The following is a 14452-nucleotide window of genomic DNA, read 5'->3' on the forward strand; positions in this document are numbered from 1 at the left end:
TTTCTCACTTTAATCTGCACATCTGGCGCTCTAAGAGGGCGGACTTGTTATCGCTGTTACTAAGAGCTGGGAAAATTAGAGCTTTAAATTGGCGTGGATGCTTTTATAGAGAGGTTAATCTGGACATTAGAACATAGCTTTCCCGAGTTGGACGCGTTAGGCAGTGAGGAAAGAATCGGAATACTTGTTTAATGCAATTTCTAATATTTTGAAATTTATAAGAAAAATGAGATTTAAAATAAAAAGTAGGGGGAGATGGGGCGACTGATGGGGCTCGAACCCACGACAACCGGAATCACAATCCAGGGCTCTACCAACTGAGCTACAGCCGCCACAATTTTCGTGTAACACCTTTGTGGTGTGGCGCGCATATTACAGAACTTTTCGTTTATTGCAAAGCCTTTTTTTATTTTTTTATCGTTTTTGATAGATTTGAAGAAATTTTCGTCCATACAGCTAAAATTCATACTTTATACTCAAACTTAACAGCTTGTACTCAAATCATAGGAGAGTTTATGGAAGTGTTTATGGATTGGATCAATAACAACTCGGATATATTGTCACACTACCTAATTCAAGGCGTCATCGCGCTGGTTATATTCTTTATCGGGATCAGAGTTGCTAAATTTTCTGCGGCTCTGACGGAAAAAGCGATCAGTAAACGAAAAGTAGATAAAGCAGTGGGCACCTTCGTATCCAATATTGTCTACAGTATTGTTTTTGTAGCAACCCTTTTAATGGCGCTATCACAGGTTGGTGTGGAGACGACCTCATTCATTGCAATTCTTGGTGCTGCTGGTCTAGCGGTTGGTTTAGCACTACAAGGTTCGCTCTCTAATTTCGCCTCAGGCGTTTTAATCATAATACTTAGACCATTTAAGTCTGGTGACTTTATTGACGCTGCAGGTCAATCAGGAAGCGTACAGAGAATAGAAATTTTTTCTACAGAGCTTTTAACCCCAGACAATAAAGTGGTTATAATACCCAATTCTTCCATCATGTCAGGCGCGATAGTAAACTATTCACGCGAGAAAACGCGTAGAATAGACTTTGTCATTGGAGTTGGTTACGACTCTGACCTTAAACAAGTGAAAAGCGTGCTTCAAGAGGTTATTGATAAAGAGTCGCGGGTTTTAAAAGACCCAGCATGTACAATTGCAGTTTTAGCATTGGCAGACTCGAGTGTTAATTTTGCAGTTCGACCTTGGGTTAATACCAGTGACTATTGGCCAACTTACTTTGATTTGTTGGAAAACATTAAGCTAGCGTTAGATGACGCTGGTATCAATATTCCATATCCGCAAATGGATGTGCATTTACAAAAAGATTGAATATAAAGGTTACTTTTATAATGAAAATGAAACTGATTTCTCTCTGTGTTTTAACAGCGATGTCCTCTTATACTGCAACGGTTGAGGCAAGTTCTGAAAAACCTTCAAAAGAAGTTAAAGTGTGGGACATCACTAGTGAAGTAGGTGCAATTGTCACAAGCGGCAACACGGAAACAACAACGCTTAAAGGTGAGATTAAAGCTAAGCACAACCTTGAGAATTGGCGTAACGAATACAAGGTCGATGGCATTTTTAAAGAAGATGAAATCGAGAATGATGATGGAGAGAAGACTAAAGAGCGCACGAATGAAAAATACTCTTTGTCGATACAAGGTAACTATAAACTAGTCGAAGATCATAGCCATTTATTTATCTATGGGGCATATGCGTCGGATTACTTTGGTGCATACCGCAGTGAAACGGTACTTTCGATTGGTTACGGTTTGAGATTACTCAGCGAAAGTAACATGTACTTGGATTTTGAAATCGGTCCAGGTGTGAAGCGTTTTGAGTATCAAGATAGTAGCCAAGAGGTTGATAAAGATGGCAACCCGCTTGCTGGCGAGACGGAAAGTGAAGTCATAGGTGTAGGTAAACTTGATTACGAATGGCAAATATCTGACAACGCCAAATTCACTCAAGTCGTATCAGTAGAATACGGTGATACTAACACAAAAACAGTATCAGAAACCGCACTATTGACGAAGATAAATGGCTCTTTGCAAATGAAAGTTGGTTACAATATTACCCATAACTCTGATGTTGACGCTGGTAAAGAAAACACAGATACCGAAACATCTCTGACTTTGGTTTACAGTTTTTAACACATAGCAGCAGTTTATAACAAAGATATGACAAAAAAAGGGCGTTGAGCCCTTTTTCAACATCCTAGATCTCGTGTAGAATATGCAATCTTTTTTTGGTTACAGACTAGCGGGAAACTAATTTGATGTCTTTTAAGCGTGTTTTAGCAATCGTTTTGTTAGGGGTTAGTGCTTTTGCGAATGCCTTTACACCTACACCTGAGCAAATAGAACAGTTTAAAAAGTTACCTAAAGCACAACAAGAGGCATTAGCTAAACAGTATGGTGTCGACCTTTCATCCATTATTCCCACTGTTGGCGCTGAAAATACTGCAACCCCTATTTCTAGTATAGAAGAACGAATTAACCCGCTGTTACCTATCGAAGTAGAAGAGCCGCTAAAACCAATTAAAGAAGAATTAAAACCATTTGGTTATGAGTTGTTCGCCGGAGAACCTACGAGCTTTATACCGAATGAACAAATTGCGGTGCCTAATGATTATGTAATTGCCGGTGGCGACAAGATAGCGATTAGTTTATACGGTAAAGAAACCGCTATTCATGAAATATACGTCGATAGAGAAGGCCGTTTAAGCATTCCTAATTTTTCACCAATTCATGTTGCAGGGCTGACATACAAAGAGCTAAAAGAATTAATTGATCATAAAGTAACCACTGAATCAATAGGTCTAAAAGTTTTTGTTTCGATAGCAGAATTGAGAAGTCTGCGTGTTTTAGTGGTAGGTGAAGCCCACAAACCCGGCAGCTACGCGCTTTCTCCACTGTCGAATGTGACACATGCATTATTTGCAAGTGGTGGCCTATCAGAAATCGCATCATTGAGAAATATAACTGTAAAAAGGAAGGGGAAGGTCGTTTCAAAACTTGATTTATATGATCTTTTACTCAGAGGTGATAGCACCGGTGATGTGACATTACAATCAGGCGATGTCGTATTTATTCCTTCTGTAGGTCCTCAAGTGACTGTGAGCGGACTAGTTAAAAGGCCTGCTATTTTTGAATTAAAAGAGGGTGAGACCGCTGACTCCCTCATCACTATGTTTGGTGGTTTTAAAGAAACTGCGTTTCTTCAGCAAGTAGAAATTAAACGTGTTGTTAATAACGCTAAGCAGTCAGTTATCTCAGTTGACTTTAGTAACGATGATGTCTCATATATCCCTCAGGGTGGGGACGCGCTGAAGGTGAAGAGTGTTAATAGCGAAGTGGTTGATTCAGTTACTCTAATCGGCGCCGTAGCCAGACCCGGTTTTTATGAGTGGGAAAGTGGGTTAACTTTCGACAAATTAGTAAAGAATGTGAAAAGTGATTTACTCCCTCAAGCAGATTTAGGGTATGCAATCATTGTTCGTGAAACTCCCAATGTTAGTCAAATTGAAGTGCTACAGTTTTCAATTTTTGATGCGTTGAATGGTAAACCTATTTCGCTTCAAAAGAATGATAAAGTATATGTATTCAGCCGCTTTAATGAACTTGAAAAAGAAGAGAAGGCGCTTAAGAATTTAGCTCTGACGATTGAAGAACAAGAACTACAGGAAAAAGTAAAGCTTTGGCATCTTTACGAACGAAAGCAATTCAATGAGAAGGTGCTGTTTGAAGCTGACTCCAAGAAAGCAAAGACTGTTTTTGGTCGTGACACTTTACTGGCTCCAATTATTGCAAAACTAGAATTTCAGTCTACTGTAGGTAATACCAAAGCTGTTTTTGAAATTGACGGGCAAGTACGTTTCCCTGGAACATATCCGCTAGCGACAAACACAACTGTACAAAGCGCAATTATAGCTGCAGGCGGTTTACTTGAGTCTGCATTTGTTGAGTATGCAGAAGTAACTAGATTGCTAGAGGGAGGAGTGGTTCGTCACATAAAGGCGAAGGATATTAACCTTAGCTCGCAAAATGACCAGTTAGCGTTGCAAAGTCGAGACATTTTGAATGTGCTTATGCAACCAAATTGGCAGGATAGTTATAAAGTGACTCTTCAAGGAGAAGTGAAGTTTCCTGGTACTTACACCATCAAACGTGGAGAGACTTTAGATCAGGTATTAATCAGAGCCGGTGGAATCACTCAATTTGCTGAGCCCAAGGCTGCTATCTTCACGCGCGAAGCTATAAAAAAGCAAGAGCAAAAGCAACTACGAAAACTATCAGAAGAACTACGTAAAGACATTGCGTCAAAGAGCTTTAATAAGTCAATTGGTACCAATACTTCATTAACTTATGAAGAGACAGATAAGCTGTTAAAAGATCTTGCGAGTGTCACCGCTCTTGGAAGGTTAGTTATTGATTTACCAAGTATTATTACAAGCCAGGAGGCGTTGAGACTCCAAGACGGCGATGTTTTATATGTTCCTGGCAAACAAGATTCTATCTCTATAATAGGAGAGGTGAACTACAGCTCATCTCACTTGTTTAAAGAGGGAGTGTCAATTGAGGAATATATTACTTTAAGCGGCGGTATGAAAGACCGCGCGGATGAAGAAAAAGTATATGTAATTAAAGCCAATGGTGCCGTATTCATACCGAACCAAACAAGCTGGTTTGCAATGAATAACCGAATTGAGCTAGAGGCGGGGGACACCATTGTCGTGCCTATGGATGCGTCTCATACGGATAACTTAACACTGTGGAGCACAGCCACACAAATATTCTACCAGTTAGGTGTTGGTGTTGCTGCGATTGCAAGAATTTAGAAGTAGAATTTATTTATAACCTTTGGGTTGTAATTACCAGATATTTTAAAGGTAGTATAATGAGTGTTGTTTATGTTTCGGGTACTTTTGACCTGTTCCACAGTAATCATTTAAAAATGATTAAGTATGGTCGTGGGTTGGGAGACAAGCTAATAGTAGGTGTAAGTACTGATGAATTGGTATGCACATACAAAAGGCCACCTGCGGTTCCTTTTGAAGAGCGCATTGCAATTGTAGAAGGCCTAAAATATCCAGACCTTGTTGTGCCACAACATACGTTAGAACATACAGACACCGTTAAGAAGCTGAATATAGATAAGTTTGTTATTGGTGATGACTGGTATGGTAAATACGATTATCTCAAAGAGTTAGGTGTAGAGGTTTATTATTTACCGTATGGGAAGGGTGTAAGTTCTACAAATTTGAAAAAGAAAATTTATGAAGAATACCTTGAACTTGTAAGGAAGAGCGATGACCATCCAATCCCAGAGCCAAAATAAAAAAAAAGTTTTATTAACGGGTGGTAATGGTGATCTTGCAAAGGCTATTTATAATAGCCTTTGTTCTAATTATGAAGTCTATTTACCTCTGAGAGACGAGTTAGACGTGTCTTCAAAGCAAAGTGTAGAGCTATACTTTGAAGATAAGCAATTCGACATTGTCATTAACCTTGCCGGTACTTTGTACTCATCGAGAATATTAGATAGCGATCCTGAGCTATGGATTAGAGATATTAATGTAAACTTGATTGGTACGTACTTGGTCTCTCGCGCCGCTCTTCTTACTAACAAGTCTACCCACATTATTAATATTTCTTCGACAGCTGGCTTTAATAGTTATGCTGATTGGACTTCCTACTGTGCGAGTAAGGCTGGGGTACTCAGACTCTCTGAAGGCCTAGTGAAAGATGGCTTTAAGGTAAATACTCTTTGTCCTGGTGCTATTGAAACTAAAATTAGGGATGGCCTTAACATTGCTAATAACAATGTGATGTCGATAGAAGAGGGTATTGAGCCAATCTTAAATTGTATCAATGAAGAGTTTTCGGTCGGCAGTATCGTTTTTTATAGAAAAAACGAGCTGAAGATACTGGACAACATTGATCATTACTATCAGTAAATCTTGATCTCCTTCTCAGTAATCAAAATCAGTTAATAAGAGCTTTGAACAGTGCGTGTAGATAGTGAAAATAGAAATATGAACAACGACCAAAATGCAGATCTAGGACTTGTAGATCTATTTGCAATAATATGGAAAAGGAAGCTCATCGTCTTAGCAGGAACGGTTTTATTTGCAATTGCATCTGTATTAATAGCTCTAAGTTTACCAAATATTTATCGCTCAGAAACTTTGATTTCCCCTGCGGCAACTAAAGGCGCTGATGGAATTGGTGCATTGGCGGGTCAACTGGGCGGACTTGCATCATTAGCTGGTATTTCTATGCCCAATAATGATGCCGCAGATAAAGTGAGCATGGCAATTGATGTAATGAAGTCTCGTACCTTCCTAAAAGAGTTCATAGATAAGTATGAAATTTTACCTGACTTGATTGCTGCTAAGTCTTGGAACCCATCTGACAATACAATTAATTATGACCCTGAGCTCTTTGATAGCGAAAATAACCAATGGGTGCGTGAGGCTAAATTTCCGTATGGTCCTAAGCCATCATTAAACGAAGCGCATAAAGAATTCTTAAAAATATTTGATGTTGCGCGACAAAAAGACTCTTCATTGATTAAAGTCTCAGTAAAGCATCCTTCTCCGTTGATCGCTCAAAAGTGGGCTGATGCAATTGTGCACGAGATCAATGCAATTATGAAGCACCGTGATTTGCAAGAAGCTGAAGTCAGTATCAGCTACCTTATGGCGCAGCTAGAGGAAACAGAAGTTTCTGATATGCGAGTAATTTTACACAGTCTAGTGCAAGAACATACGAAAACTAAAATGTTCGCAAATGTCCGTAAAGAGTATATTTTTAAGGTTGTAGATCCAGCATATTTACCTGAAGAAAAAGCAGAGCCAAGCAGAGCGCTTATTGTTATTCTTGGGACATTCTTTGGCTTTATTGTATCTTCATTAGGGGCCCTGTTGTTTGCGGCCACAAGAAGAAACAAAAAAATAGCTTAGTTTTGAAGAGTTTTACGGAAGTTAGAAGATGTTCACATTAGTGTTTGTAAAGCGCCTACTTTTAAGCATTCTATACTTATTTAAGAAAAAAGATGGTAACGTGATTATCATCTCTTCTTACAATAATAATTCCTACAACTTTAATTCAAGAATTTTCTTTGAGTACTTGATACAAGCTAAAAAAAACGAGAGAGTTTTTTTTATTATTGCAGATGAAAATAAGAGAAAAACGCTAAATGAAAAATACGGGCAATACTTTATCTCTTTTAGTGAGTGGCAAGACCTTAAGTTGATTTACTCGGCAAAACATTGGTTGTTTTCAACAAAGAGTTTTTGTTTTATTCCTTTCTCTGTTTTTGGTCGAAACCTAGTTAATTTATGGCATGGTGTTCCACTAAAAAGTATCGCTATAAATGACAAGTTCCAAAGCAAATTTAAAAAAGCCATTTATAAATATTATTACTGCCATTTTAACAAATACTTAGCAGTACAAGTGCCAAAATTATCAGAAGTGTATTCAAGTAGCTTCAATGTGCCTAGCTCACGGCATATTTATACTGGCTGCTTAGTCAATGAGATGTTTGACAAGTCTATTGATAGAGAGACAAACCAGCTTGTGGAAGAAAGAGTAAATGGCACCTTCAATATTCTATATGCGCCGACGTATAGAGACGGTGGTAAAACAGACTATTTCCCTTTGAGCGACTTCGATTTTGACAAACTAGTCAACTTTTTAAAGGCGCATAACGCAAAGATTTTTATCCGCCCTCACCACTTAGATAAAGGCTATGAGCAGTTTTTAGAAAGTGATGCAATCAGCTTGCTCGATAGTGCAACGGTAGAAGAGATCTCTTTCTATTTTAAGCATTTTGATGCATTGATAACAGACTACTCTTCGATAATGTTTGACTACCTCATGGTAGGGGATGAAACAGTTTTCTTTCCTTATGACAAAAAAGAGTATCAAGAAAGCCGTGGCTTTAACTACAACTATGATGATGTTGTCACTGGTCCAGAGATCGCGTCATATGAAGAGTTTGAGGCCTATTTGACATCTGTTTTTTCTAAATCACGCCACAGTTCAGAGTTAGAGAAGTCTTTGTTTGGCACTTCTTTTGTCGAAGCCAGAAATATAAATGGCTGCAGTAAATTATACGAATACTTAGCATCAAAGAAATGAGAAAAGTACTTAATATTGCGGATGTAAAACCCAACTACAAAGTAGGTGGCCTAAATTCAATGGTCAACCAGCTCGTAGATGCGCTTGAAAGCTTACACTATGACTCTCAATTATTGTACTTCAGAGGTACCGCGTCGAAGAGTAGTCAAACTCAATATAAAGGGTTAATCGAACTATTTAAGCTATTGAGAAAAAACAAGTTTGATGTGGTCATAATACACTCAATTTATCACCCGCTGTACCCATTTATAGCTATGCTAGTAAAAATAAGTGGTGCAACGTTATTTATTCAATCGCATGGCTCTTTAACCGAAAATGCTTTCAACAAGCCCTCATTGAAGAAACTGATTTATAAACCGTTAATTAGCGCTATGCTCAAAATTAGTGATAAGTTTATTTTCAGTAACGAATCAGAGTTTAGTCATTCGATTATCAAAGGTTCAGACAAAGTAAAGTACATCCCTAATCTTATAAACTTTGTACCTCAAGACGTTGATTATTCGCCAAACGGAAATAAGTTGGTCTTTCTTGGTAAAGTTGATTTTTATTATAAGGGCATTGACAGAATGCTCGAGGGGCTTGCTGAGTTGAAGGCTCGTGGATTGCATGCTGAGCTAGATATTTATGGTTATGGCGAGAATAAAGATCTCTCGTTCGAAGAGATGGTAGAACAAGACCCTTCTATCATACAGCTACTCGCTCGTATTGATGAGTTAAACTTGTCTAAATCAGTGTTTTTTAAAGGTCTGCTTGATCCTGTGAATCGAAGATCATTAGCGAGTCACTACGATGCTTTGGTTCTGTTTTCTAGCTCAGAAGCGATGCCATTGGTTATTTCCGAGTCTTTAGCTGAGGGACTACCGGTACTTATTTCAAAAGAAACCAATATGGGCAGTTATGTTGATAAGTTTAACTGTGGTTTAGTTTTAAAAGAAAATGTTGCAGCGACTATAGAGCGATTTATGTTAGCAAGTAACTCGGCCAAACAAGCAATGAGTCAAAATGCCAAAAACTGTTTTGCCAATTGCTTGGACATTAAATATTTAGAAAATATAGTAAAAGAGTTAGAGATTTGAAGCTTGTTCTAGATTTTTTGTCGCTGCTAATAAATCGGGGGCTAGATTCGCTGCTGGTCCTAATATTGGTGCCTACTTTTATAGCAACATTTGGCATAGAAACATATGGTGTATTCTCCCTAGGTCTTAGTGTCGTCGCCTTTTTTATTATTTTGGTTAGATTTGGCTTTGAAACGCATATTCTTACATCTAAAAAGGAAGAGTTAGCTCAACGATGCCGAGATGTATTTAGTGGAAAGCTACTCCTAGTGATGGTCGTATCGCCCATTTTCGTTTTGTATGCAGTAACTTTTTGGGAAGCTGAAAACCTTCCCGTATTGTTTTTACTTTATGGCATCGTTGTTTTTGAAATCTGTGCTTTATCTCATGCGTTTATAGTACTGAGCAAGTCGCACTTCCTGACGATGATAGGTGCTTTTCGGTTTGTGTCACTGGCCCTGTTGTGTACTTTATTTATCGAAGCTATAGAGTTAACAACTTTTGTTGTTATTTATGTGCTTGTGTTTGTTGTCTGCAATTTTTTGCAATACTGCATTTTGCAAAAGCAAGTGGGTCCTATTATTGGCTTTAATCTAACGCAGGCCGTTGGTGTTACGGAGAAATCTAAGCATTATTTTGGCAGTAAAGCGGCTTCATTGTTGAGTGATAAGCTGTTTTTAGTTGCTTGCGGAATCTTCCTTGCACCAGTGAACTTTGCACAAATCGATGTCACATTGAAAGTCTTTGCCTTCGCAATTATGGTTCCAACGATATTAATAGGTATTTTATTATCACGTATTTCAAATGGCTGTGCTGATAAAGAGCGTTATTTCTATATTGCCTTGTCCATTTTCACCGGAGTAGTGATGGCGAGCTTTATATCACTTTTCAATACTTATATTGGTAATTATTTTGGAATTGAGATAGAGCGTGAACTGCTTTTAATTGCTATAGCTGTGATACTAACAACCGTTTCTTTAACATTTGGTGAGTTGATTCTGATACCCAAAGGTATGGCAAAGGAAAACAGTATAGCTGCACAGGTGTCAATTGTTCTGCTTGTGTTGATGTTGGGCTCACTAAATCTGTTAAATGTGGAAGCTACATCATCCTATTTGATTTCGGCTTTTATTGTTACGAAGCTTTCTGAAATTCTTGTCAAGGCTCGTTATGTTGCATATTAGAAGTATTTTTTTAGATGCTGTAATTTTGCTTTCAACCATTGCGATGTTCTTTGCATTCTCAATTGGTTATTCAGTCGACATCCTAGTCACTTTCTTTGTTCTTACTGTTACGTACATTAGAAGTGTTTGCACCGCGCTTAAATTGGGCGGCACTGCTGGCTTATACTTTATTTTCTTGGGATGTTTCTTTATTTTTATTCTTGGCGGTCGTTACTTTGGATTTTCCAATATTAACTACGCACATACTGTTGCTGGTGTTTATATAATTGATGACTACTTAGTTAGTAAGTCTTTTATGTTTTATGCTTTTGTTTTAAGTTTAATTAACGCCTCTTACCAAGCTTTTTATTCAAGGCTGCAAGATGTTAAAAAGGACACTTTAAGCTTTGATCAATTTTCATTTGATATGGGGAGGGTGTGCTTTTTGCTGTTCCTTCCTGGTACAATGATCAAGTTCTATATGGAGTTCAAGTTCATCAGCGAATTTGGTTACTATGCCTACTACTCAGAGGGCGTTAGCGCACCATTTTGGGTGGATGTATCTCGATATCTCTTTGTGATCTCTTTCGCAATTTTGGTTTCTGCAAATGCAGCTTGGCCTAGAGTTAAAATATATTTCATTTTATTCTTTTTGTTCGCAATTGCATTTTTGTTACTTGGGGTTAGGAGCTCATTTGTACTTTATTCTTCAGTTATATACTTTATATATTATAACTGTTATTCAAATAAAGCCCCTAAGATAACCACCTTATTCTTTGCATTTGTATTGATGATTTCCTTATTGCTTTTCGTACAGTTTTATCGTCAAGGCTGGCACTTTGAGCTTTCCGATAATAACTTGCTTTCTTACTTCTTTATCTCCCAAAGCAATAGCTTCTATATTTTGCCATTTACCATGGAGAATTTAGATAAGTTTACAAGCCAATTTAGTGTCTTTGCACCTCTCTCGCCGGAGTCTTTGCTGTATCGCTCTCAAAACATGGAAAGGCTGAATGAGTTAGGGCTTCTTGGAGATGTGATTAGTTACAATGTATTGGGTGATGAGTACTTTAGCCAAGGGATGGGAATAGGTGGAAACTTTGCTGCCGAATTATTTCAGTCCGGTGTTATTGTCAGTATCATTCTGTGCATTTTTATTGGTAAGGTAATGTCATTTTTCCAATTAAATGTCAGTAATTATCGTTACTTACTAATGATAAGTATTATTATTATTAGTAATGTGGCTTATATGGGGAGAAGCTCTTTATTTAGAAACTTCTCTTTATTCTTGATATTAACGGTGGTTTTTCTGATTATTTATATTCTTAGGGTGGCTATGAAGAAAGCTAAGGAAAAGGAGGTTTCCGATAAACAAGTATTATAATAATCCTTGATTTTTTGTTAATAACTGATTGCTTGTTAATTTATTGGTTTGTGTGTTTACAGCTTGTTCTTATATTATATTTTTTATATTTTCACACTTTGTTGTTTTTAGATAGTTCATTTACATCCACTTAAACATTTTTCAATATTTTAAAGTAATACTTTTCGCCTATATAAGTTCTCCAAATACATTGCAGTATAATGTGTCTGAATTATGTACAAGGTGTCTATCTATTTGAAAAATATGTATATTTTAATTAAAGATTCAGCGGGAATTACAAACTGTAGCGTGTTTAAACAATTGGCTACGTATTTTGACATTTTTAATGTTTTCATGACAGTTCAATTAAGGTATTATTGCGGACTAATTTTTAATAGGTCCAATCAGAGAGAAGTAAAACACATTATGTCGCAGAGCTTTAATCAAAAAGTTGAATGCAAGGGACTTCCTGAAGCCGATATCATTCTTGTCGATAGAAATCAGGCTGGTACTGGGGATAGTCTGTTAGACGCAAATGCATCAAATCAATATGATAAAAGTCATGCTAGAACTGAATCTGGAGCAGAAGGACTAGATACTTTATACATCTATTGCCCTGAACATTACGTTGATGTAATTGAAAAGGTAATGAGCCGCCACCAGAATATTGAAGTGCATGTAAATGATTTTTCAGTTCGAAACTTCAAAAACTTAAAGTTGTGCCACTTTAAGAGCGAACATATGTCTCAAGAAGAGAAAATATTTCTCATTACTGCAACCGAGCTAGGCGCCAGAGTTGAACCTTTAGTAAGCTTTCTAGATAGAAAGCTTGGTTATACAGAGGTTGAATTGTTGCATAGCGGTTACTTCTTGTACCAAAAAGCTTTCTCTATCCTATCAAACAAGACAAATGCATTTATAAAGCGTGTGGTCGATTTACTGTTTGTATTCTTACTTTCTTGGGTTGCTATTCCTGTAGGAATCATCACAGCGGTGCTTATCAAGTTAGAATCGCCAGGTCCTGTCTTTTACAAACAACGCCGAACTGGCTTGTACAATAAAGAATTTAATGTCATAAAGTTCCGTTCAATGAGGAACGATGCAGAAAAAAATGGTGCGCAATGGGCATGCTCTAACGATAGTCGAGTGACCAAAGTTGGAAAAATAATTCGTAAAACTCGAATAGATGAACTGCCTCAACTGCTTAATGTTTTGAAAAATGAGATGTCAATGGTTGGGCCTCGTCCTGAGCGAGAGCATTTCATATCCGATCTTGAGAAAGAAATTCCTTACTATCGTTTTAGACATGCAGTTAAGCCTGGTATCACAGGATTAGCTCAGGTTAAGTACCCTTATGGTGCATCTGTTCAAGATGCCGTGTGGAAGCACAAATACGATATTTTTTATATCAAGCACCAAAAGTTTGCTATGGATCTGAAAATACTACTTTTAACTGTGAAAACAGTATTGTTCGGAAAAGGGGTTTAGTCTTGAAGCATATAGACTTTTCCGTATTATGCTCTCTTTACTTTAAAGAGCAGCCAGAATTCCTAGATGATTGTTTGAAGAGTATTTTCGATCAAAGTTTGCAAGCTTCAGAGATAGTTGTAGTGCACGACGGTCCTTTGACTGATGCATTATACGCAGTTCTTGAAAAGTGGCGTAAGCTGTTGCCAATTAAAGATGTTGTTCTAGAGCAGAATGTTGGACTAGGTGAGGCCTTAAATAAAGGGTTGAGTCATTGTAGTTACGATCTAGTCGTTAGAGTGGATACTGATGATATAAATCTTAAATCAAGGTTTCATGATCAAATTACTTTTATGAACGATAATCCTGGCGTTGCTGTTTCTAGCTCATATATTGAGGAATTTGACAAAACGCCAAGTGAAAGTGGAAAGTTGAGACGTGTACCAACCGCAAATATTCTTGCACATAGTGTGCGGCTCAACCCTATCAATCATATGGCAAGTGTTTTCAGAAAGCATAAAATCATTGCTTCAGGTGGCTACAAGCACCTTATGTATATGGAAGACTACTATCTTTGGTTAAGAGTTCTTGCCAGTGGTGAGGAAATTGCCAATTTAGATAAGGTACTAGTTAAGGCAAGGACTGGTAATGGTATGCTGGAGCGTAGGAGAGGAACAACTTACGCCAAGAGTGAAATAAAGCTCATGAAGCACATATTCAAACTTGGACTCAGTAAAAGTCCTCTCACATTTGCATACTTCCTATCTCGCAGCATTTCAAGGCTGATGCCAGCAGGATTTTTAAGAGTCGTATATCGCTTCTTAAGAACGTCATAGAACTGGAGCATTTAATACAGTCCGTGTTGAACTGCATTTGCGGTCTTTAAATTTGACCAAAGGCCGCTACCCTCAAAGTACACTATCAAATTGGAATAGTGCATAGTCCAAAGAGTACGTTCTCAACTCCCTTTTTTATTAGTTTGTGCGATGACACCAGCAGACGACTCAATAAACAGAGATAGACTCAGATTTCAACAACACACCATATTGTCTTTTATCAGCAATACCAAATGAGAAGCGCTGCAAACTGTGTTCAACAACCAGTTCTGCTAGGCTTAAAAAGTAAGACCAAATATAGTTATATTGACTCGCCGCGAAGTGACATGTGGCGTTGGCGTATGTTAATTGCTGATTCGTTGATGATGTAAGAAACCTCAAACGTCATGAGGTGTATTTGTAACTCCACCCAATTTAGT

12 protein-coding genes and 1 tRNA gene are annotated in these 14452 nt (G+C 37.7%); 12 read left to right on the forward strand and 1 reads right to left on the reverse strand.

What is annotated here, in order from left to right:
- Positions 1-256: 256 nt before the first annotated feature.
- Positions 257-332, reverse strand: a tRNA-His gene (locus N475_RS14145).
- Positions 333-515: 183 nt separating this feature from the next.
- Here N475_RS14145 and N475_RS14150 point away from each other — a divergent pair.
- The 12 genes from N475_RS14150 (at position 516) to N475_RS14205 (ending at position 14033) form a co-directional block, all read left to right on the forward strand.
- Positions 516-1331: a mechanosensitive ion channel family protein gene (locus tag N475_RS14150; protein ID WP_063355511.1), complete on the forward strand. Its 816-nt coding sequence runs from the start codon at positions 516-518 to the stop codon at positions 1329-1331.
- 20 nt (positions 1332-1351) lie between these two features.
- Positions 1352-2155 carry a DUF481 domain-containing protein gene (locus tag N475_RS14155; RefSeq protein ID WP_063355510.1) on the forward strand — a complete coding sequence of 268 codons (804 nt, stop codon included), beginning with the start codon at positions 1352-1354 and terminating at the stop codon, positions 2153-2155.
- A 125-nt stretch (positions 2156-2280) separates the two neighbouring features.
- Positions 2281-4842, forward strand: coding sequence for an SLBB domain-containing protein (locus N475_RS14160; RefSeq protein ID WP_063355509.1), 2562 nt, complete (start codon positions 2281-2283; stop codon positions 4840-4842).
- Positions 4843-4901: 59 nt separating this feature from the next.
- Complete coding sequence (locus N475_RS14165; RefSeq protein ID WP_063355508.1) at positions 4902-5342, forward strand: FAD synthase family protein; 441 nt, start codon at positions 4902-4904, stop codon at positions 5340-5342.
- The gene (locus tag N475_RS14170) at positions 5314-5961 is read left to right on the forward strand and encodes an SDR family oxidoreductase (protein WP_063355507.1); all 648 of its coding nucleotides are present in this window, start codon (positions 5314-5316) and stop codon (positions 5959-5961) included. The genes N475_RS14165 and N475_RS14170 overlap by 29 nt, the downstream gene beginning before the upstream one ends.
- Before the next feature lie 51 nt (positions 5962-6012).
- On the forward strand, positions 6013-6969 hold the full coding sequence (locus N475_RS14175) for a Wzz/FepE/Etk N-terminal domain-containing protein (protein ID WP_081215820.1): 957 nt from the start codon (positions 6013-6015) through the stop codon (positions 6967-6969).
- Positions 6970-6997: 28 nt separating this feature from the next.
- Complete coding sequence (locus N475_RS14180; protein WP_063355506.1) at positions 6998-8149, forward strand: CDP-glycerol glycerophosphotransferase family protein; 1152 nt, start codon at positions 6998-7000, stop codon at positions 8147-8149.
- A complete protein-coding gene (locus tag N475_RS14185; protein ID WP_063355505.1) occupies positions 8146-9225 on the forward strand; it encodes a glycosyltransferase family 4 protein in 1080 nt (359 codons plus the stop codon). The genes N475_RS14180 and N475_RS14185 overlap by 4 nt, the downstream gene beginning before the upstream one ends.
- Positions 9222-10388 (forward strand): polysaccharide biosynthesis protein, encoded by a 1167-nt coding sequence (locus N475_RS14190; RefSeq protein ID WP_063365456.1) that lies wholly within the window; start codon positions 9222-9224, stop codon positions 10386-10388. The genes N475_RS14185 and N475_RS14190 overlap by 4 nt, the downstream gene beginning before the upstream one ends.
- Positions 10375-11751: an O-antigen polysaccharide polymerase Wzy gene (gene wzy / locus N475_RS14195; RefSeq protein ID WP_063355503.1), complete on the forward strand. Its 1377-nt coding sequence runs from the start codon at positions 10375-10377 to the stop codon at positions 11749-11751. The genes N475_RS14190 and wzy overlap by 14 nt, the downstream gene beginning before the upstream one ends.
- Positions 11752-12156: 405 nt before the next feature.
- Positions 12157-13218, forward strand: coding sequence for a sugar transferase (locus N475_RS14200; RefSeq protein ID WP_081215826.1), 1062 nt, complete (start codon positions 12157-12159; stop codon positions 13216-13218).
- 2 nt (positions 13219-13220) lie between these two features.
- Positions 13221-14033, forward strand: coding sequence for a glycosyltransferase (locus N475_RS14205; RefSeq protein ID WP_081215819.1), 813 nt, complete (start codon positions 13221-13223; stop codon positions 14031-14033).
- Positions 14034-14452: the final 419 nt, after the last annotated feature.

It is taken from the genome of Pseudoalteromonas luteoviolacea DSM 6061 (assembly GCF_001625655.1).
Classification (GTDB): domain Bacteria; phylum Pseudomonadota; class Gammaproteobacteria; order Enterobacterales; family Alteromonadaceae; genus Pseudoalteromonas; species Pseudoalteromonas luteoviolacea.